This window comes from Klebsiella sp. SWET4, from assembly GCF_024296565.1.
Lineage (GTDB): Bacteria > Pseudomonadota > Gammaproteobacteria > Enterobacterales > Enterobacteriaceae > Klebsiella > Klebsiella variicola.
Genome location: NZ_JANCOB010000012.1, coordinates 162235 through 182578, shown reverse-complemented (window position 1 = coordinate 182578; position 20344 = coordinate 162235). Strand labels below are relative to the sequence as shown.

At 57.2% G+C, this 20344-nt stretch carries 17 protein-coding genes; 7 read left to right on the top strand and 10 right to left on the bottom strand.

Annotated features, from left to right (window positions below; translation table 11 throughout):
- Nucleotides 1-196, top strand: a 196-nt coding sequence (locus tag NKJ21_RS23055; RefSeq protein ID WP_254733236.1) for a hypothetical protein, incomplete at its 5' end; no start/stop codon positions are given.
- 70 nt (nt 197-266) lie between these two features.
- Here NKJ21_RS23055 and NKJ21_RS23050 read toward each other — a convergent pair.
- Complete coding sequence (locus NKJ21_RS23050; protein WP_087498746.1) at nt 267-722, bottom strand: acetyltransferase; 456 nt, start codon at nt 720-722, stop codon at nt 267-269.
- Between the two features lie 156 nt (nt 723-878).
- Between NKJ21_RS23050 and metA the strand changes: the two genes are divergently transcribed.
- The 4 genes from metA (at nt 879) to aceK (ending at nt 6893) form a co-directional block, all read left to right on the top strand.
- Nucleotides 879-1808, top strand: coding sequence for a homoserine O-succinyltransferase (gene metA, locus NKJ21_RS23045; protein WP_008807331.1), 930 nt, complete (start codon nt 879-881; stop codon nt 1806-1808).
- A gap of 260 nt (nt 1809-2068) precedes the next feature.
- Nucleotides 2069-3670 (top strand): malate synthase A, encoded by a 1602-nt coding sequence (gene aceB / locus NKJ21_RS23040; protein ID WP_008807330.1) that lies wholly within the window; start codon nt 2069-2071, stop codon nt 3668-3670.
- A 31-nt stretch (nt 3671-3701) separates the two neighbouring features.
- A complete protein-coding gene (aceA, locus tag NKJ21_RS23035; protein ID WP_087498758.1) occupies nt 3702-5006 on the top strand; it encodes an isocitrate lyase in 1305 nt (434 codons plus the stop codon).
- Between the two features lie 102 nt (nt 5007-5108).
- Nucleotides 5109-6893 (top strand): bifunctional isocitrate dehydrogenase kinase/phosphatase, encoded by a 1785-nt coding sequence (aceK, locus tag NKJ21_RS23030; RefSeq protein WP_032731673.1) that lies wholly within the window; start codon nt 5109-5111, stop codon nt 6891-6893.
- A 50-nt stretch (nt 6894-6943) separates the two neighbouring features.
- Here aceK and iclR read toward each other — a convergent pair whose 3' ends face one another.
- Complete coding sequence (iclR, locus tag NKJ21_RS23025; RefSeq protein ID WP_004206826.1) at nt 6944-7774, bottom strand: glyoxylate bypass operon transcriptional repressor IclR; 831 nt, start codon at nt 7772-7774, stop codon at nt 6944-6946.
- Nucleotides 7775-7968: 194 nt separating this feature from the next.
- Between iclR and metH the strand changes: the two genes are divergently transcribed.
- Nucleotides 7969-11652: a methionine synthase gene (gene metH / locus NKJ21_RS23020; RefSeq protein WP_023339410.1), complete on the top strand. Its 3684-nt coding sequence runs from the start codon at nt 7969-7971 to the stop codon at nt 11650-11652.
- Nucleotides 11653-11782: 130 nt separating this feature from the next.
- Nucleotides 11783-13414 (top strand): Na/Pi cotransporter family protein, encoded by a 1632-nt coding sequence (locus tag NKJ21_RS23015; protein WP_008807325.1) that lies wholly within the window; start codon nt 11783-11785, stop codon nt 13412-13414.
- 87 nt (nt 13415-13501) lie between these two features.
- Here the strand turns inward: NKJ21_RS23015 and NKJ21_RS23010 are convergent, their stop codons facing one another.
- The 8 genes from NKJ21_RS23010 to NKJ21_RS22975 form a co-directional block, all read right to left on the bottom strand.
- Nucleotides 13502-14311, bottom strand: coding sequence for a shikimate 5-dehydrogenase (locus tag NKJ21_RS23010; protein WP_008807324.1), 810 nt, complete (start codon nt 14309-14311; stop codon nt 13502-13504).
- Nucleotides 14304-15536 (bottom strand): L-sorbose 1-phosphate reductase, encoded by a 1233-nt coding sequence (sorE, locus tag NKJ21_RS23005; protein ID WP_008807323.1) that lies wholly within the window; start codon nt 15534-15536, stop codon nt 14304-14306. Before sorE ends, NKJ21_RS23010 begins: the two co-directional genes overlap by 8 nt.
- 72 nt (nt 15537-15608) lie before the next feature.
- The gene (locus tag NKJ21_RS23000; protein WP_002884590.1) at nt 15609-16433 is read right to left on the bottom strand and encodes a PTS system mannose/fructose/sorbose family transporter subunit IID; all 825 of its coding nucleotides are present in this window, start codon (nt 16431-16433) and stop codon (nt 15609-15611) included.
- 11 nt (nt 16434-16444) lie between these two features.
- Nucleotides 16445-17245, bottom strand: coding sequence for a PTS mannose/fructose/sorbose transporter subunit IIC (locus tag NKJ21_RS22995; RefSeq protein ID WP_002884608.1), 801 nt, complete (start codon nt 17243-17245; stop codon nt 16445-16447).
- Nucleotides 17246-17310: 65 nt separating this feature from the next.
- Nucleotides 17311-17805 (bottom strand): mannose/fructose/sorbose PTS transporter subunit IIB, encoded by a 495-nt coding sequence (locus tag NKJ21_RS22990; RefSeq protein ID WP_004151751.1) that lies wholly within the window; start codon nt 17803-17805, stop codon nt 17311-17313.
- The gene (locus NKJ21_RS22985) at nt 17805-18212 is read right to left on the bottom strand and encodes a PTS sugar transporter subunit IIA (protein WP_002884611.1); all 408 of its coding nucleotides are present in this window, start codon (nt 18210-18212) and stop codon (nt 17805-17807) included. Before NKJ21_RS22985 ends, NKJ21_RS22990 begins: the two co-directional genes overlap by 1 nt.
- A gap of 9 nt (nt 18213-18221) precedes the next feature.
- Nucleotides 18222-19025 (bottom strand): SDR family oxidoreductase, encoded by an 804-nt coding sequence (locus NKJ21_RS22980; protein ID WP_002884614.1) that lies wholly within the window; start codon nt 19023-19025, stop codon nt 18222-18224.
- Between the two features lie 70 nt (nt 19026-19095).
- Nucleotides 19096-20043, bottom strand: coding sequence for a sugar-binding transcriptional regulator (locus tag NKJ21_RS22975; RefSeq protein ID WP_002884616.1), 948 nt, complete (start codon nt 20041-20043; stop codon nt 19096-19098).
- Nucleotides 20044-20344: the final 301 nt, after the last annotated feature.

Below are 20344 nucleotides of genomic sequence, written 5' to 3'. Positions count from 1 at the left end.
TGGTAGTGTGGGGTCTCCCCATGTGAGAGTAGGGAACTGCCAGGCATCAAATAAAGCAGAAAGCTCAGTCGAAAGACTGAGCTTTTTGTTTTTGCGTTTTAAAAAGAACCCCGTCCCGAAAGGTGCGGGGTTTTTTCGCTGTGTGGGGTATATCTCCCCGGTGGCGCTGCGCTTACCGGGGCTACAGGATCTGTAGCCCGGACAAGGTGCGCAGCACCGCCTCCGGGGAGGTCCCTGTCTAAGGGTCAGCAGTTGCGACGTCAATCTTAGTCTGCTTCAGCCTGCTGCTCATGTATCAAATTCAATAACGGATACGGTTGCCCCAGATCGTCCGTCTCAGAACGCCCTGTCACGTTAAAACCCATCCTCTGATAAAACCCGACCGCTTGTTCATTCTGCTCATTCACATTCGTCGTCAGCTTTGGCGCTAACGACAGGGCATGCTCAATCAGCAATTTCCCCACGCCGCAGCCGCGGACATCCGGATCGACGAACAGCGCATCCATATGCTCTCCGGTAAGCAGCATAAAGGCGATCGGCTGGTCCTGGGTGTTAGCCGCTACCCACAGCGGAGCCTCCGGTAAAAATGCGCGTACCATCTCCTCCAGCTCCTTTCGATACGCTTTTGACAGAAAATCGTGCGTGGCGTCGACCGACCGACACCATATTGCAATCAGTTTATCCCCTTCATCAGGCCGGGAACGGCGGATGCTAATAACCATAGTTTCTCCTTTTTTTCATTCTTATATTCTAACTCAATGCGCGCCGTGAAATTTTCTCACCGTGAACATGCAGACTCGACATTCACCCGATTCCTGGTTATCTTCAGCTATCTGGATGTCTAAACGTTTATACGTATGCTATGAGGTAATACAGTTATGCCAATTCGGGTGCAGGACGAGCTACCAGCCGTCAGTTTCTTGCGCAATGAAAACGTCTTTGTGATGACGACAACACGTGCAACGACTCAGGAAATTCGCCCCCTGAAGGTGTTAATCCTCAACCTGATGCCGAAGAAAATCGAGACGGAAAATCAGTTCCTGCGTCTGCTGTCGAACTCTCCGCTGCAGGTGGACATCCAGTTGTTGCGTATTGATGCGCGTGAGTCGCGTAATACGCCGGCGGAGCATCTGAATAACTTTTACTGCAATTTCGATGAGATCTGCGATCAGAATTTTGATGGCCTGATTGTCACCGGTGCCCCCTTAGGCCTGGTTGAGTTTAACGATGTTGCTTACTGGCCACAGATCAAACAGGTGCTGGAGTGGGCGAAGGATCACGTCACCTCCACGTTGTTCGTCTGTTGGGCGGTTCAGGCCGCGCTGAATATTCTGTACGGCATTCCGAAGCAGACCCGCGCCGAAAAGATTTCTGGCGTTTATGAACACCATATTCTGCATCCACACGCCTTACTGACCCGCGGTTTCGACGACTCTTTCCTGGCCCCGCACTCACGCTATGCTGATTTTCCGGCGGGACTTATCCGCGACTACACCGATCTCGAGATCCTCGCGGAGACGGAAGAGGGCGATGCGTATTTGTTTGCCAGCAAAGATAAGCGCATCGCCTTTGTTACCGGCCACCCGGAGTACGATGCCAATACCCTGGCAAGCGAATATTTCCGCGATGTGGAAGCCGGTTTGAATCCAGAGGTTCCTTACAACTATTTTCCGCAAAACGACCCGCAGAACAAACCGCGCGCCACCTGGCGGAGCCACGGCAATCTGCTGTTTGCTAACTGGCTTAACTATTATGTCTACCAGATTACACCATACGATCTGCGCCATATGAATCCTACACTGGAGTAATACTCTACACGAAACGATCCTAAAGCGTTTCAGCACTTTGCCTCTGGCACCTTCGGGTGCCTTTTTTATTTCCGAAATTCACTTCATGCTCAATGATAACTTTAATTCCATTGTTATCAATATGTTAACTCTATTTTAAAATTAAAATGGAAATTGTTTTTGATTTTGAAAATTAATTGAGTAGTCTTAATTGTGCTGAGCGAAAACTACACAACGATCTCTCGCTCGCTTCCAGCGGATCAACCAAGAGGAACAGCACAATGACGCAGCAGGCGACAATCACCGATGAACTGGCCTTTAGTCAGCCCTATGGCGAGCAGGAGAAGCAGATCTTAACGCCTGAGGCGGTAGAATTTCTGACGGAACTGGTGAGCCGCTTTGCGCCGGCGCGTAATAAGCTACTGGCCGCGCGTCAGCAGCAGCAGCAGGCCATTGATCAAGGTGTACTTCCTGACTTTATTTCGGAAACCGCTTCCATTAGAAATGGAAACTGGACCATCCGCGGTATCCCGGCGGATTTGCAGGATCGCCGTGTTGAAATCACCGGTCCCGTTGAACGCAAAATGGTCATTAACGCGATGAATGCCAACGTCAAAGTCTTTATGGCGGACTTTGAGGATTCGCTGGCGCCTGACTGGCGTAAAGTCATTGATGGCCAAATTAACCTGCGTGATGCCGTGAACGGGACTATTAGCTACACCAACGAGGCCGGCAAAATCTACCAGCTGCAGCCCAATCCCGCTGTGCTGGTATGCCGTGTGCGCGGCCTGCACCTGCCGGAAAAGCACGTCACCTGGCGTAATGAGGCCATCCCCGGCAGTCTGTTCGATTTTGCGCTCTATTTTTTTCATAACTACCAGGCGCTGCTGGCGAAGGGGAGCGGTCCCTACTTCTATCTGCCAAAAACCCAGGCCTGGCAGGAGGCGGCATGGTGGAACGATGTCTTTAGCTTTACGGAAGATCGCTTTGACCTGCCGCGCGGCACCATCAAGGCCACGCTGCTGATTGAGACGCTGCCAGCGGTGTTCCAGATGGATGAGATCCTGCATGCGCTGCGCGACCATATTGTTGGCCTGAACTGCGGCCGTTGGGACTACATCTTCAGCTATATCAAAACGCTGAAAAACCATCCGGACCGCGTGTTGCCTGACCGTCAGGTGGTGACGATGGATAAACCGTTCCTCAGCGCCTACTCACGGTTGTTGATTAAGACCTGCCACAAACGCGGTGCGTTTGCGATGGGCGGCATGGCGGCGTTTATCCCGAGCAAAGATGCCGAACGTAACCGTCAGGTGCTGAGCAAAGTCACCGCCGATAAAGAGCTGGAGGCGAACAATGGTCACGATGGCACCTGGATTGCCCACCCGGGGCTGGCGGATACCGCTATGGCGGTGTTTAACCGCGTACTGGGCGATAAGCCGAATCAGCTCTCGGTCACCCGGAGCGCGGATGCGCCAATTACCGCCGAACAGCTGCTGGCCCCCTGCGAGGGCGAGCGCACGGAAGCCGGGATGCGCGCCAACATTCGCGTGGCGGTGCAGTACATCGAAGCCTGGATCTCCGGCAACGGTTGCGTCCCGATTTATGGCCTGATGGAAGACGCCGCGACGGCCGAGATCTCGCGCACCTCTATCTGGCAGTGGATCCATCATCAGAAAACCCTGAACGACGGCACACCGGTTACCAAGGCGCTGTTCCGCCAGTGGCTGGCTGAAGAGCTGATGGTGATTCAGGAAGAGTTGGGGGAACACCGCTTCAGCCACGGTCGCTTTGACGATGCGGCGCGGCTGATGGAGCAAATCACCACTTCCGACGAACTGATCGACTTCTTGACGTTGCCAGGTTACCGCCTGCTGGCGTAATTCACCCCATCACAATATGGAGCATCTGCACATGAAAACCCGTACCCAACAAATCGAAGAATTAAATAAAGAGTGGACGAACCCGCGCTGGGAAGGCATTACCCGCCCGTACAGCGCGGAAGAGGTGGTGAAGTTACGCGGCTCGGTGAATCCGGAATGCACGCTGGCGCAGCTTGGCGCGGCGAAAATGTGGCGTCTGCTGCACGGTGAGGCGAAAAAAGGGTACGTCAACAGTCTCGGCGCGCTGACCGGCGGCCAGGCCTTGCAGCAGGCGAAGGCGGGTATCGAAGCCATTTATCTCTCCGGCTGGCAGGTGGCGGCGGATGCTAACCTGGCGTCCAGCATGTATCCGGATCAATCGCTGTATCCGGCCAACTCGGTACCGGCGGTGGTGGATCGGATCAACAACACTTTCCGTCGTGCCGATCAGATCCAGTGGTCGGTCGGGATTGAACCGAACGATCCGCGTTATATCGACTACTTCCTGCCGATCGTGGCGGATGCGGAGGCCGGTTTTGGCGGCGTCCTTAACGCCTTTGAGCTGATGAAATCGATGATTGAAGCCGGTGCAGCGGCGGTTCACTTCGAAGATCAGCTGGCGTCAGTGAAGAAGTGCGGTCATATGGGCGGTAAAGTGCTGGTCCCGACCCAGGAGGCGATTCAGAAGCTGGTGGCGGCGCGTCTGGCAGCCGACGTGATGGGGGTCGCGACGCTGGTGATCGCCCGTACCGATGCCGATGCGGCCGATTTAATTACCTCTGACTGCGATCCGTACGATCGTGAGTTTATTACCGGGGATCGCACCAGCGAAGGGTTCTTCCGCACCCACGCCGGGATCGAGCAGGCGATCAGTCGCGGGCTGGCTTATGCGCCGTATGCGGATCTGGTGTGGTGCGAAACGTCGAAACCGGATCTTGAGCAGGCGCGCCGCTTTGCTGAGGCTATCCATGCGCGTTTCCCTGGCAAACTGCTGGCCTATAACTGCTCGCCGTCGTTTAACTGGAAGAAAAATCTCGATGATAAAACCATCGCCAGCTTCCAGCAGCAGCTGTCGGACATGGGATACAAATACCAGTTTATTACCCTCGCCGGGATCCACAGCATGTGGTTCAACATGTTCGACCTCGCCCATGCCTACGCTCAGGGTGAGGGGATGCGCCACTATGTTGAGAAAGTGCAGCAGCCGGAATTCGCTGCCGCGCCGGAAGGCTATAGCTTCGTCTCGCACCAGCAGGAGGTGGGCACTGGCTACTTCGACAAAGTCACTACCATTATCCAGGGCGGCGCCTCATCGGTGACGGCGCTGACCGGCTCGACCGAAGAAGATCAGTTTTGAGCCATGCCCGGCGGCGCGACGCTGACCGGGCCTGGGAAGGGATGCAGGCCGGATAAGCGAGCGCGCCATCCGGCATGACGTGGTGCCGGATGGGGGAAAGCGATGACGCGTGGCCTGGAACTACTGATTGCCCAAACCATTTTACAGGGATTCGACGCCCAGTACGGGCGTTTCCTGGAGGTGACCTCCGGCGCGCAGCAGCGCTTTGAACAGGCTGACTGGCACGCCGTACAGCAGGCGATGAAGCAGCGTATCCATCTCTACGATCACCACGTTGGCCTGGTGGTAGAGCAGCTGCGCTGCATTACCGAAGGGAAAAGTACCGACGTCGATTTTCTTTTGCGGGTGAAACAGCAGTACACCCAACTGTTGCCGGATTACCCTCGCTTTGAAATTGCCGAGAGCTTTTTCAATTCGGTCTACTGCCGACTGTTTGACCACCGCTCGCTGACCCCCGAGCGGCTCTTTATTTTCAGTTCGCAGCCCGAGCGTCCCTTTCGCACCCTACCGCGACCGCTGGCGAAAGATTTCTTTCCGGAACGCGGCTGGTCCCACCTGCTGGGCAAAGTACTGTCCGATTTGCCGTTGCGGCTGCCGTGGCAGAACAAAGCGCGGGATATCGGCTATATCATTGCCAGTCTGCAGGAGGCGCTGGGGGAGGAACTGCTCGCCACCTGTCATCTGCAGGTCGCCAATGAGCTGTTCTACCGGAATAAAGCCGCCTGGCTGGTGGGCAAACTGGTCATGCCGATGGCGACGTTGCCTTTTTTGCTGCCGATCCACCGCAGCGATGAGGGTGAGCTGTTTGTTGACACCTGCCTGACCACCCATGCCGAAGCAAGCATCGTTTTTGGCTTCGCGCGTTCCTATTTTATGGTTTATGCGCCGTTGCCCGGCGCTCTGGTGGAATGGCTGCGTGAGATCCTGCCGGGCAAAACGACGGCCGAGCTGTACATGGCGATTGGCTGTCAGAAGCACGCCAAAACCGAAAGCTATCGCGAATATTTACACTACATTACTCGCTGCGATGAGCAGTTTATTGAAGCGCCGGGCATTCGCGGGATGGTGATGCTGGTGTTTACCCTGCCGGGGTTTGACCGGGTGTTTAAGGTGATCAAAGACCGCTTCGCGCCGCAGAAAGAGGTGACCGCCGCCCACGTGCGCGCCTGCTATCAGCTGGTAAAGGAACACGACCGCGTCGGGCGGATGGCGGATACCCAGGAGTTTGAAAATTTCGTGCTGGATAAACGGCAAATCGCGCCGGGGCTGCTGGCGCTGTTGCAGGCGGAAGCGGGGAACAAACTTACCGATCTCGGCGACCGCATCGTCATCAGTCATCTGTATATTGAACGGCGAATGGTGCCGCTCAACCTGTGGCTGGAGCAGGTTAACGGCCAGGCATTGCGTGATGCGGTAGAAGAGTATGGCAATGCTATCCGCCAGCTGGCCGCCGCCAACATCTTTCCCGGCGATATGCTGTTTAAAAACTTCGGCGTCACCCGCCACGGCCGGGTGGTGTTCTACGACTATGACGAAATTTGCTATATGACAGAGGTGAATTTCCGCCAGATCCCGCCGCCGCGCTATCCGGAAGATGAGCTGGCCAGCGAGCCGTGGTATAGCGTCTCGCCGGGGGATGTGTTTCCGGAGGAGTTCCGCCACTGGCTGTGCGCCGACCCGCGCGTTGGGCCGCTGTTTGAGGAGATGCATGCCGACCTGCTGCGCGCGGACTACTGGCGCGAGCTGCAGACGCGGATTAAAAACGGCCATGTGGAAGATGTTTACGCCTACCGGCGCAAGCAGCGTTTTAGCGTGCGCTATGGCGCCGACAGTAGGCCGGATAAGGCGTTTACGCCGCCATCCGGCAGGGTGCGCCGATCTGCCTGATGGCGCTGCGCTTATCAGGCCTACTTAAAATGCCCCTGTGGGGCATTTTTTTATTTAACCCCGCCATACGCCAGCGTCACTTCCTTCGCCGCTTTGATCACCAGCGCGCCCAGCTCGGTCACCCGGTCATCGGTCATGCGTGAAATCGGCCCGGAGATGGAGATTGCCGCGAACGGTTCGCGATGTTCATCATAAATGCAGGCGGCGACGCAGCGCAGGCCGAGCGCGTGCTCCTCGTCATCGAAAGAGTAGCCCCGCTTGCGGGTCTGCGCTAAATCTTCCTTCAGATGCAGCGGCGAGACCAGCGTGGCATGCGTATAGGCGTGCAGCCCTTTACGGTGCAGCAGGCTGGTGACCTGCTCTTCGCTTAATTGCGAGAGAAACGCCTTCCCGGCGCCGGAGGCGTGCATCGGCAGTTTACCGCCGATCGGCGCCGACATACGCATCAGCTGGGTGCACTGCACCTGGTCGATAATGATCGCCTGGTGGTCGCTCTGGTCAAGCACCGCCAGATTCACCGTTTCACCGGAATCTTCCATCAGCTGGCGCAGGATCGGGTGGACAATCGCCAGCAGATTGCGGCTTTGCAGAAAGCTGCTGCCCACCACGAAGGCATGCGCCCCGACGGCCCAGTGGCCCAGCTCGCCGACCTGGCGGACGAAACCCAGCTGCTGCATGGTGGTCAGCAGGCGGTGAGTGGTGGAGTTGGGCAGACCCGCCTGCTGCGCCAGCTCGGTCAGCGCGACGCTGCTGTGAGACTCGGCAATCCATTCGAGCAATTTCAGGCCGCGGGTCAGCGACTGAACCTGACCGCCAGCCTGCTGGGCGGTGGCAGCCGCGGGTTTTCTGCCGCGTTTCGCGGGAACGGGGGTAGTGGCCATCGCGGACTCCTTTTTCTGTATCGTGGAAATGATTTTCGTTTTATTTGGCGATAATGCAATCACAACCGGACTCATCGGAGGAGTGAAGCTGAACATGTCTCATATTGCCTGTTGTTGTCTTTTCCGCTCCGGTGGTTTATGCCAGTATGGTTTGTTGGCTATTTGGCCTGAGTTGAGCGTTGTCGGGAGCAAGTGTGAGCAGCAAAGTTGAGCAACTGCATCAGCAGTTAAAAGAACGTATTCTGGTTCTGGATGGGGGCATGGGCACCATGATCCAGGGCTATCGTCTGAGTGAGCAGGACTTTCGCGGTGAGCGCTTTGCTGACTGGCCGTGCGACCTGAAAGGCAACAACGACCTGCTGGTGCTCAGCAAGCCCGAGGTGATCCGCGAGATCCACGACGCCTACTTCGAGGCCGGTGCGGATATCATTGAGACCAACACCTTTAACTCGACGACCATCGCGATGGCGGATTACCAGATGGAATCCCTGTCGGCCGAGATCAACTTTGCCGCGGCGAAGCTGGCCCGCGCCAGCGCCGACGCCTGGACGGCCCGCACGCCGGAAAAACCGCGCTACGTCGCGGGCGTGCTTGGCCCGACCAACCGTACCGCCTCTATTTCGCCTGATGTGAACGATCCGGCGTTCCGTAATATTACCTTTGACCAGCTGGTGGCCGCCTATCGCGAATCCACCCGGGCGCTGGTGGAAGGTGGCGTGGATCTGATCCTGATTGAAACGGTATTTGATACTCTGAACGCCAAAGCGGCCATCTATGCGGTGAAAGAGGAGCTGGAGGCGCTGGGCGTTGACCTGCCGCTGATGATCTCCGGCACCATCACCGATGCGTCCGGCCGCACGCTTTCCGGACAGACCACCGAAGCCTTTTATAACTCGCTGCGTCACGCCGAAGCCTTATCGTTTGGTCTGAACTGCGCCCTCGGGCCGGACGAACTGCGGCAGTATGTCCAGGAGCTGTCGCGCATCGCCGAATGCTACGTCACGGCGCACCCGAACGCCGGTCTGCCCAACGCCTTCGGTGAATACGATCTGGATGCCGACACCATGGCGACGCAAATTCGCGAATGGGCGGAAGCCGGTTTCCTCAATATCGTCGGCGGCTGCTGCGGTACGACCCCGGAGCATATTGCCGCTATGAGCCGGGCGGTGGCCGGTTTACCGCCGCGCCAGTTGCCGGAACTGCCGGTGGCCTGCCGCCTCGCCGGCCTGGAGCCGCTGAACATCGGCGACGACAGCCTGTTCGTTAACGTCGGCGAACGTACCAACGTCACCGGCTCGGCGAAATTTAAGCGCTTGATCAAAGAAGAGAAGTACAGCGAAGCGCTGGACGTTGCCCGTCAGCAGGTCGAAAGCGGCGCGCAGATTATCGATATCAACATGGATGAGGGGATGCTCGACGCGGAAGCGGCGATGGTGCGCTTCCTCAACCTGATTGCCGGCGAGCCGGACATTGCCCGCGTGCCGATCATGATCGACTCCTCCAAGTGGGAAGTCATTGAAAAGGGTCTGAAATGCATTCAGGGCAAAGGCATTGTTAACTCGATTTCGATGAAAGAGGGCGTCGAACCCTTTATCCACCATGCGAAGCTGGTTCGCCGCTATGGCGCCGCGGTAGTGGTGATGGCCTTTGACGAAGTCGGCCAGGCCGACACCCGCGAACGCAAAATTGAGATTTGCCGTCGCGCTTACAAAATTCTTACCGAAGAGGTCGGCTTCCCGCCAGAAGATATCATCTTTGACCCCAATATCTTTGCGGTAGCGACCGGTATCGAAGAGCACAACAACTATGCGCAGGACTTTATCGGCGCCTGTGAAGACATTAAGCGCGAGCTGCCGCATGCGCTGATCTCCGGCGGCGTCTCCAACGTGTCTTTCTCGTTCCGCGGTAATGACCCGGTACGTGAGGCGATCCACGCCGTGTTCCTCTACTATGCGATCCGTAACGGCATGGATATGGGGATCGTCAACGCCGGCCAGCTGGCGATTTACGACGATCTGCCGGGCGAGCTGCGCGACGCGGTCGAAGATGTGATCCTTAACCGCCGCGATGACAGTACCGAACGGTTACTTGAGCTGGCGGAAAAATATCGCGGCAGCAAAGCGGACGACGGCGCGAATGCTCAGCAGGCGGAATGGCGCAGCTGGGACGTGAAAAAGCGTCTCGAATATTCGCTGGTGAAGGGCATTACCGAATTTATCGAACAGGACACCGAAGAGGCGCGTCAGCAGGCTGCCCGCCCGATTGAGGTGATTGAAGGGCCGCTGATGGACGGCATGAACGTGGTCGGCGACCTGTTCGGCGAAGGTAAAATGTTCCTGCCGCAGGTGGTGAAATCCGCTCGCGTGATGAAACAGGCGGTGGCCTACCTCGAACCTTATATCGAAGCCAGCAAAGAACAGGGCTCCAGTAACGGCAAAATGGTGATTGCCACCGTAAAAGGCGACGTTCACGACATCGGTAAAAACATCGTCGGCGTGGTGCTGCAGTGCAATAACTACGAAATTATCGATCTTGGCGTGATGGTCCCGGCGGATAAAATTCTCAAAACCGCCAAAGAGGTCAATGCGGATCTGATCGGCCTTTCCGGGCTGATTACTCCGTCACTGGACGAGATGGTTAACGTGGCGAAAGAGATGGAGCGCCAGGGCTTTACCATCCCGCTGCTGATCGGTGGCGCGACTACCTCGAAAGCGCATACGGCGGTGAAAATCGAGCAGAACTACAGTGGCCCGACCGTTTACGTACAGAACGCCTCGCGCACCGTCGGGGTGGTGGCTGCGCTGCTCTCGGATACGCAGCGCGATGATTTTGTCGCCCGCACGCGTAAAGAGTATGAGACCGTGCGTATCCAGCATGGGCGTAAAAAACCGCGCACGCCGCCGGTGACCCTGGCCGCCGCGCGGGAAAACGATCTGGCCTTCGACTGGGAGAGCTACACGCCGCCGGTGGCCCATCGCCTGGGGGTACAGGAGGTGGAAGCGAGCATCGAGACGCTGCGCAACTACATCGACTGGACGCCGTTCTTCATGACCTGGTCGCTGGCGGGTAAATACCCGCGGATTCTGGAAGATGAAGTGGTGGGCGAAGAGGCACAGCGCCTGTTCAAAGACGCCAACGATTTGTTAGATAAACTCAGCGCAGAGAAAACCCTGAACCCGCGCGGCGTGGTCGGGTTGTTCCCGGCCAACCGCGTGGGCGACGATATTGAAATTTATCGCGATGAAACCCGCACCCACGTGCTGATGGTGAGCCATCATCTGCGCCAGCAGACGGAGAAGGTCGGCTTCGCGAACTACTGCCTCGCCGATTTTGTCGCGCCGAAGCTGAGCGGCAAGGCGGACTACATCGGCGCCTTTGCCGTGACCGGCGGCCTGGAAGAGGACGCGCTGGCGGACGCCTATGAAGCGCAGCATGATGACTATAACAAGATCATGATCAAGGCCATCGCCGATCGTCTGGCGGAAGCCTTCGCCGAGTATCTGCACGAGAAAGTGCGCAAGGTCTACTGGGGGTATGCGGCCAATGAGAACCTCAGCAATGAGGAACTTATTCGCGAGAATTACCAGGGGATCCGTCCGGCGCCGGGGTATCCGGCCTGTCCGGAGCACACCGAAAAAGGCACCATCTGGCAGCTGCTGGACGTCGAAGCCCATACCGGCATGAAGCTGACCGAATCGTTCGCCATGTGGCCGGGGGCATCGGTTTCCGGCTGGTACTTCAGCCATCCGGACAGCAAGTACTTCGCCGTGGCGCAGATCCAGCGCGACCAGGTCGAAGACTACGCGCTGCGTAAAGGGATGACCCCGGCGGAAGTCGAGCGCTGGTTAGCGCCTAATCTGGGCTATGATGCCGACTAAATCGTCACCTTTCCTTACAACAAACAAGGCGCTCTGTGAGCGCCTTGTCTCTTTATTGAGGTTAACCCCTTATACTGAGAGAGGTTCCTGATCTTCGGAAAACCTATAACGATAAGGAGAAGCTGATTCCGTGTTAACTCTGCTACACCTGTTGTCCGCGGTTGCTCTGCTGGTGTGGGGCACGCATATTGTGCGTACCGGGGTGATGCGCGTCTATGGCGCTCGCCTGCGTACCGTTCTCAGTAGCAGCGTAGAGAAAAAGCCGCTCGCCTTCTGCGCGGGTCTTGGCGTCACTGCGCTGGTGCAAAGCAGCAATGCCACCACCATGCTGGTGACCTCGTTTGTCGCCCAGGATCTGGTGGGCCTGACGCCAGCGCTGGTAATGGTGCTGGGGGCCGACGTCGGGACGGCGCTGATGGCGAGGGTGCTGACCTTCGACCTGTCGTGGCTATCGCCGCTACTCATTTTTATCGGGGTGATCTTCTTCCTTGGCCGCAAGCAAACCCGCGCCGGGCAGCTGGGGCGAGTGGGGATTGGTCTGGGGCTGATCCTGCTGGCCCTGGAGCTGATTGTGCAGGCCGTGAACCCCATCACCCAGGCCAACGGCGTGCAGGTGATTTTCGCCTCGCTGACCGGCGATATCATGCTGGATGCCTTAATTGGCGCCGTATTCGCGATCATCAGCTACTCCAGCCTGGCGGCGGTGCTGCTGACGGCGACGCTGACCGCGGCGGGAGCAATCTCCTTCCCGGTGGCGCTGTGCCTGGTAATTGGCGCCAACCTGGGCTCCGGGCTGTTGGCGATGCTCAACAACAGCGCGGCAAACGCGGCGGCGCGCCGCGTGGCGCTGGGTAGCCTGCTGTTTAAGCTGGTGGGGAGCCTGATTATTCTGCCATTCGTCCATCCGCTGGCCGCGGCGATGCACAAGCTGCCGTTGGCGGAGTCTGAGCTGGTTATCTACTTCCACGTCTTTTATAACCTGCTGCGCTGCATCGCGATGGTGCCCTTTGCCGGACCGATGGCGAAGCTGTGCCAGCGTATGATCCGCGATGAGCCCGAGCTGGATAACCAGCTGAAACCCAAGCATCTTGACCCGTCGGCGCTGGATACGCCAGCGCTGGCGCTGGCCAATGCCGCGCGCGAGACGCTGCGCATTGGAGATGCGATGGAGCAGATGCTGGGGAGCCTGCATAAAGTGATGCATGGCGAACCGCGTCAGGAGAAAGAGCTACGTCGTATGGCGGACGATATCAACGTGCTCTACACCGCCATTAAGCTCTATCTGGCGCGAATGCCAAAGGATGAGCTGGCGGAGGAGGAGTCCCGGCGCTGGGCGGAAATCATTGAGATGTCGCTAAACCTCGAGCAGGCGTCCGATATCGTCGAGCGGATGGGCAGCGAGATCGCCGATAAATCGCTGGCGGCGCGGCGCGCCTTCTCGGTGGAAGGGTTAAAGGAGCTGGATGCGCTGTACGATCTGCTGCTCAGCAATCTGCAGCTGGCGATGTCGGTCTTCTTCTCCAGCGATGTACCCAGCGCCCGCCGTCTGCGGCGCAGCAAACACCGGTTCCGCATTCTTAACCGCCGTTACTCGCATGCGCACGTTGACCGTCTGCATCAGCAGAACGTGCAGAGTATCGAAACCAGTACGTTGCACCTAGCGCTGCTGGGGGATATGAAGCGTCTGAACAGCCTGTTCTGCTCGGTGGCCTACAGCGTGATGGAGCAGCCGGATGAAGACGACGAACGAGATGACTACTGAGACGGATTATTTTTCCGTTTATGTCGCTTCTTTTCTGGCGAGGTAGCCCTCCCGGGACGTGGCTGACGCCTTCCCGGGAGGGACATACTAGCTTCTGGCAAACGCCGAGGCTTCTGCCACCAGCGCGTTATCCGGTCGTACGCCGGTATAAAGGGCGAACTGCTCGACAGCTTGCAGGGCAATGACTTCCGCACCGCTGATGGTTTGCTTACCCCGTTGTTGCGCCAGGCGGATCAGCGGAGTTTCCGCCGGCAACGCGACCACGTCAAACACGACGCTGGCCTGGGCCACCATGGCCTTGCTGAACGCCAGCGTGTTACTTTCCGCTCCCCCTGCCATGCCCAGCGGTGTGACATTGACCAGAATCTCGGCTGCGATCCCTTCGGGCAGGGGCTGCCACTGAAAGCCATACTGTTTTGCCAGCGCCAGGCCGCGCTGGCGATTGCGGGCCGCAATGATCACGTCGCGGAAACCGGCATCACGGAAGGCGGCAATGACGGCTTTCCCCATGCCGCCGCTACCCTGAATCATCACTCTGGCGTTGGTATCGAGCCGATGGCTGGCGATCAGGCTTTTGACCGCGATGTAATCGGTGTTTAGCCCGGTTAACTTCCCGTCGTCATTGACGATGGTGTTGACGGAGTCGATGACTTTTGCTGACGGATCGATCGCGTCAAGAAACGGTATGCAGCTCTCTTTAAACGGCATGGAGACCGCACAGCCGCGGATACCCAATGCGCGAACCCCTTTTACCGCCGCCTCAATATCCTTAGTCGTAAAGGCTTTGTAGAGGTAGTTCAATCCCAGCTTGTCATACAGATAGTTATGAAAGCGGGTGCCGAAGTTGCCGGGGCGACCCGCCAGGGAGATGCACAGCAGCGTATCGCGGTTAATCATGCGTAATATCCTCCGCGTGGGCCAGCAGATACGCTTCAGCCTCCTGGGACCAGATCCCATGGTGACGCGCCACAATCGCTGCCAGTTCGGGATCGGCGATCTCGCCCAGCGGCGTGAGCGGGAAGGCTTTTCCGGTATACACCAGCTTTTTTCCCCCGCCGACGGCAGGCAGATCGAGGGTGGTTTCGCCCGCGGCGTTCAGGCCGAGAATATGGGTGACCACTTTCGCCGTCTGGACCTTTTTCGCCTGCATCAGCGCCACCGCGGCGCGCATATCGTCAGTATTACCGCCGGAGGTGCCGACGTAGTGGGTAAAGGCGTAGTGCACGTCGTAGAAGTTGATCGGGGCGCTGAATTGCTTATCCTGGGGGCCAGCAAAGAAATTCAGGCAGCCGTCCGGGGCCAGCAACGAGGATGCCAGGGTGATCAGCTGTTCGTTTGGCACAAACACGAAGATATCGTCGAAGCCATGGCCGCCGCTGAGCGCCAGCAGCGTATCGCGACTGGCCTCATGGCCGTCGAGGTAGTGGATCAGCGTCTGCGGCTCAGAGGGGTAATGACGGCGGGCGTAGCTGAGCTTCGGCTTATTGGTATCGGTCACTACCAGTAGTGAAGGATTGATGGGGCCGTGCAGCGCATAGTCGATAGCCAGCAGCCCCATCGGCCCCGTCCCGCCCAGGATCAGAGTGCGTCCCTGAGGACGGATCCCCATCACGTGGTTGTAACTCCCCTCCTGCAGATGATAATTGGCGTTGAAAGCGCCAATGACGCAGGAGAGCGGCTCCACCAGCGATCCTTCAAACCAGGTATCCCCCTCCCAGGTGAGCAGGCAATCCTGCGCCATCACCTCATTGGGGATCACCACATGGGTGGCTTCGCCACCGATCCATGGGAATGAGTAGCCGGGGCAGTCGGGTCGGTCGGGCAACTGCAGGTTGGCCTGGATCACGTAGCGCTGCCCTGGCTGAAACTTATGCTGCCACTTTTTACCGACGGCAAGGATTTCGCCGCAGAATTCATGACCGATAATAATGGGCCTGGTGGCCACATCATCTGGCACCTTTTTATGATCGGCACCCTGATTGGCCTCTTTCCATGAGGAAAGACACAGGCTGTCCGTGACCACCCGGGCGAGGATCTCATCGTCCTGCATCGCCGGGAGGGTAAAGGTTTCCAGGCGCAGGTCTCGTTTGCCATACAGGCGCAGGGCCGTTGTTGTTTGCATAAACCACCTCATCCCCTTCATCTTTCGGGGCTATGTTGTTGACGTCACCCCGGCATCGCCGGGGCGGAATAATCAGGACAGAAAGCCGAGGGCGTTGCCGATAATGCCTAAGCCGAAAAGGGCGAAAATCAGCCAGACCGGATTCACTTTCTTGTTCAGCAGACGCACCATCAGTAGCGTCAGGCCCAGCGCCAGCAGGCCGGGGCAGAGCTGATCGAGGATGTTCTGGACGGTCATCGTGACGGTGGCGCCGTCTGCACCGGGCGTTTGGGAAACCACCAGCGGCACATTGATGGTGGTCCATTTGGTCACCAGCACCCCCATGACAAACAGGCCGAGAATGGAGGCGCCTTCGGTCAGCTTCTGCAGCAGGTTACCGCCCATATCGCTGACGATATTGACCCCTTTACGGAAGCCCAGTTGCAGGCCGTACCACTTCATTGCCAGCCGCACTGCATTGAAAATAAAGAAAAATAACAAAGGTCCCAGAATGTTGCCGGAGAGGGCCAGCGAGGCGCCAAGGGCCGCGGTAATCGGCCGCAGCGTGCCCCAGACCAGCGGGTCGCCGACGCCGGCCAGCGGGCCCATCAGACCCACTTTGATGCCGTTGATAGCGCCATCGTCAATGGCCGCGCCGTTAGCCCGGGCCTCCTCCATGGCGGCGGTGACGCCGATCACCGGGCCACACACCGCCGGCGTGGTATTAAAGAACACCAGATGACGCTTCAGCGCCGCGACCTGATCGGCTTTGAGCGGATACAGGCGTTTGATCGCCGGGATCATGTCGTAGCAAAATCCCAGGCCATGAATACGTTCGAAGTTAAAGGAGGCCTGCTGGAGGTTGGAGCGGAGAAACATGCTCACCAGGTCGCCTTGCGTGATTTTTTTCTGTTCCATTTTCGGCTCCATTAGTCGTCAAGCTGGTCAAGGGCGGGGGCAGAGGGGGCAGTGGAGGCGGCGGGTTCAGCCTTACGCCACTGTGGATTGAGCTGGATGTAGATCAGCGCGATGATGACGCCCACGCCGCCGAAGGCCAGCAGGCTGAAGTCGAGATAACCCCCGGCGAGAAAACCGAGGAAAAAGAAGGGCATCAGGTACTTCACGCCCATCATTCGCAGCACCATCGCGTAGCCCACGACGACAATGAAACCACCGGCAATCTGCAGGCCGCGGGTGACGAATTCCGGGATCGCGCTGAGCATACTGCTGACCATGTCCGCGCTAACGAACAGCGAGACCACCAGCGCCGGGATTGCCACGCGCAGTGCCTGCACCCCCAGTGCGGAGACATGCAGCAGGTCGATGGTACGAAAGCGCGCCTCCTCGGCCGCTTTGTCCGCGGCGTGCTGGAACACCACGGTAATGGTACGGGCGAAAACGGTCAGCACCTGCCCGGCGGCGGCCACCGGCAGAGCAATGGCGATACCGGTGGCAATGCTCTGGTGGCCCACAATCACCAGAATGGCGGAGATAATGCTGGCCAGCGCCGAATCTGGCGACTGCGCTGCCCCCACGTTCATCCAGCCGAGGGCGATCAGCTCCAGCGTACCGCCGAGCATAACCCCGGTTTTTAAATCGCCCAGGATGAGGCCAATCACGGTACAGGCGATAAGGGGCCGATGGGTCTGAAATTCATCCAGCACGCTGCCCATTCCGGCAATACAGGAAAAAATAAATATGGCTATTATCTGTAGGGTACTAATTTCCATAATTTTTGACCTTTAAGGTGTGAGTCATCCTGCCTGCTACGGCATATCACAACAGGCGCTATTTTTTATTCGCAGAAAGCTGTTTCGTTAATTTTGTCGAGAATATTGACTGACGGATCTGATGCGACCACGCGTAAATCGAGTTTTACGCCCAGTTTATCGAGTTCACGGAATGCCTGAATATCCTGCGGATCCAAAGAAACGGCTTTGGTTAGCTGTTTTTTACCGGGTCGCCAGGCCATGCCACCAATATTTAACGTGGCGATCTGCACGCCCTGGCGCACCATCGTTAAAACATCGTGTGGATTGGTAAATAAATAAAAGACGGTCTCGTCCTGATATTGCGGGTTATGATAGACCGCAACCGCTTTTTCCAGACTGACAACGTTTACCTTCATGCCTGGCGGAGCCGCCTGGCGCAACAGGGTCCGGCGAACCTCATCGTTAAATACATCGTCATTGCAGATAATTATCCGCTGGGCGTTGGCGACTTTTGACCACACGGTGGTGACCTGGCCATGAATCAGTCGGTCATCAATACGGGCGAGGGTAATTTGCATCAGAACTCCTCCTCAACGGTTTCTGGCTGCTGCCAGACCACACAGCACTGACTGGCGATGGCCTGCAGATGCTGGCATAAGTCATCGGCGCTCAGGGTATGCTGGTTATCCACCAGCTCGAGCGCCAGCGGCAGCGACAGGCCGCTAATCACCCGGATCTGCGGGTGACGCATTGCCAGCCCAGCTGCGGCATTCCATGGGCTTCCGCACTGCAAATCTACCGCGATTACCCACTCCTCATCGGTGTGGGCGCTTACTAACTTTTCCAGGTTAATGGCGATATCCGCCGCGTTTTCGCCGGGGACAAACGCGACGGCGCTGACGTTAACCTCGCCGTAGACCATGCATACCGAATCAAGCATGGCCCCGGCCAGCTGGCCGTGGGCGCAGAAGATAGCGTGAACCATACTGCCTCCTTAACCGCGCGTTTTTCCGCCGGCAATGTTAGTGGTGACTCCGGTGATGTAGCTGGCGCGCGCTGACAAGAGATAGCAAACAAAATCAGCCACTTCCGAGAGCTTTCCTGCCCGCCCGATGGGAATGGCGTTTTTGGTATATCCCTCGCGAAGTTGCTCGACGGTGATATTGCGCGTCCAGGCCAGCGCCTCTTCATATTCCGGTGTCCGCAGACCGGTTTTTTCGAGGATCCCCGGCGCAACGCCGACCACGCGGATCCCATATTTACCCAATTCTTTGGACCAGGAGCGGGTAAAGCTGTTGAGCGCGGCCTTGGTCGCGGCGTAGCAGCTTTGACCTTCAGAGCCTTCCAGGCCGCTCTCCGAAGAGACATTGACAATCACACCGGCGCGCTGTTTGACCATTTGACGCGCCACCGCCTGCGACATGAAAAACACCCCTTTCTGGTTGATATTGACCATTTTTTCAAAAGCGGCTTCGTTTAATTCATAGCGGCCGGCCGGTGCTTTTTCGTCGACTAATAAACGCGGGAAATTCACGCCAGCGTTATTGACCAAACCATCAATACGCGACCAGCGCTGAATAATGGCATCGATAGTCTGTTGCACCTCTGTCGCGCTGGAAATATCCGTCGGCCAGAAGTGATAATTATCGCCATTGTGATGACGATCGCCGCCATGAATATCAATCATCTGGACATGAGCACCTTGTGATAATAATTCATCGACAATGGCCAGCCCAATTCCCGAGGCGCCGCCGGTCACGATAATGACGTTATCTTTTAAATTTAACCAGGTATTCATTATTCACTCCCATTTCTTTAGATAAAGGGATCCCCCGCAGCGGGTGCTGCGTGAAATCATATCCTGTGTGTTATTTCAGTAATAACTCAGCCGTTTCTCTGTTTGTCACCAGACAATTAATATAGCGTCCGTGCAATGCGCCAAGAATGCCAGAGTATTTCTCTTCCCCCATGGCGATGCCGATGGAATAGCGAGCCTGGCGCAGCTTCGCCATTTCGATCGACAGGGTTTTTTCGCTCATATTGGTATCGACTAACCCGCCGTTAATATCGTAGAAACGCGAACAGATATCCCCGGCGACGTGGCGGGCGTTGAGATCGTCGCTCTCTTCGCTGCCGTAGAAGGCGTGCCAGTTTGCGCCGTCGCGAATGGCCGGTGAACCAATACCCACCAGCGCCACATCCAGGCTGTCCCAGTAGGATGAGATGGTTTTAAAGTGCTGGGACTGCATGATGCCGTTGCGGATCAGCGGGTTATCCAGCAGGGCTGGAAAATCGGCAAGGTGGGATTCCGCTTTCAGTCTGGCTGCCGCGCCGTAGGTTAAGGTGTTCACATGGTAGCGGCTCTCCAGTTTACCGGAAGGTCCGCCGATGATGGGGACGCAGATCACCTGGCGTGACTGGCTGGCCTGCGGCAGGTTCTCCACCAGCGAACGCACGGCGCGGCCCCATGAAAAACCGATGATATCGCCTGGCTCCAGCAACCGATCGACAAGCAGGGCGCCATGCTGGCCCATCGCACTCAGCTGTTCTTCTTCCAGCAGCCCATCGCTGCTGGCAACCACCGCCTCTTTCAGGCCAAATTTTTGCTTGAGCTGTTGCTCGAGCCACAGGTTTTCATTGTAGTCATAGTTGATGGCGATGGTAACAATGCCCTGCTCGCGGCCGCGCTTCAGCAGGCGACTGATGGTGGTGCGATAGATCCCCAGCTCGCGAGCGATTTGCGCCTGAGTCATATCCTGCTCGTAATAGAGCTGGGCGATTTTGACAATCAACCGGATATCATCGCTGTTTTCCATGGTCATCTGCAGGCTCCTGCACATTTGTGCAAATCGCGGGTTTGTGCTGTTGATCTGATATAACCCTATTAGAGCCACCGTTTAAAGCGATTTTCTTTTATTTCATCACCCTAATCTGGCGAATAATCTTGCACATTTGCGTTATCAATAGCGGGTTGTTGGCACCTTTGTGCATTGCACGCTAAATCGCTGATTCTGTGATATTTCATCATGCAAAGTTGCCAGGCGTTGAGCGGGACACTTTTGTGAAAAAAGGCGTAGTCGATCACACCTTGCGCCGGAGGGCGCAAAGGCACATCTT

Bases quoted from the DNA above. Each gene is read 5' to 3' on its own strand.
- sorE (WP_008807323.1), bottom strand. From the start codon at position 15,536: ATGCAAACAACAACGGCCCTGCGCCTGTATGGCAAACGAGACCTGCGC.
- aceK (WP_032731673.1), top strand. From the start codon at position 5,109: ATGACGCGTGGCCTGGAACTACTGATTGCCCAAACCATTTTACAGGGA.
- NKJ21_RS23000 (WP_002884590.1), bottom strand. From the start codon at position 16,433: ATGGAACAGAAAAAAATCACGCAAGGCGACCTGGTGAGCATGTTTCTC.
- NKJ21_RS22995 (WP_002884608.1), bottom strand. From the start codon at position 17,245: ATGGAAATTAGTACCCTACAGATAATAGCCATATTTATTTTTTCCTGT.
- NKJ21_RS22990 (WP_004151751.1), bottom strand. From the start codon at position 17,805: ATGCAAATTACCCTCGCCCGTATTGATGACCGACTGATTCATGGCCAG.
- NKJ21_RS23050 (WP_087498746.1), bottom strand. From the start codon at position 722: ATGGTTATTAGCATCCGCCGTTCCCGGCCTGATGAAGGGGATAAACTG.
- NKJ21_RS22985 (WP_002884611.1), bottom strand. From the start codon at position 18,212: ATGGTTCACGCTATCTTCTGCGCCCACGGCCAGCTGGCCGGGGCCATG.
- NKJ21_RS23010 (WP_008807324.1), bottom strand. From the start codon at position 14,311: ATGATTAACCGCGATACGCTGCTGTGCATCTCCCTGGCGGGTCGCCCC.
- NKJ21_RS22980 (WP_002884614.1), bottom strand. From the start codon at position 19,025: ATGAATACCTGGTTAAATTTAAAAGATAACGTCATTATCGTGACCGGC.
- iclR (WP_004206826.1), bottom strand. From the start codon at position 7,774: ATGGCCACTACCCCCGTTCCCGCGAAACGCGGCAGAAAACCCGCGGCT.
- aceB (WP_008807330.1), top strand. From the start codon at position 2,069: ATGACGCAGCAGGCGACAATCACCGATGAACTGGCCTTTAGTCAGCCC.
- NKJ21_RS22975 (WP_002884616.1), bottom strand. From the start codon at position 20,043: ATGGAAAACAGCGATGATATCCGGTTGATTGTCAAAATCGCCCAGCTC.
- metA (WP_008807331.1), top strand. From the start codon at position 879: ATGCCAATTCGGGTGCAGGACGAGCTACCAGCCGTCAGTTTCTTGCGC.
- aceA (WP_087498758.1), top strand. From the start codon at position 3,702: ATGAAAACCCGTACCCAACAAATCGAAGAATTAAATAAAGAGTGGACG.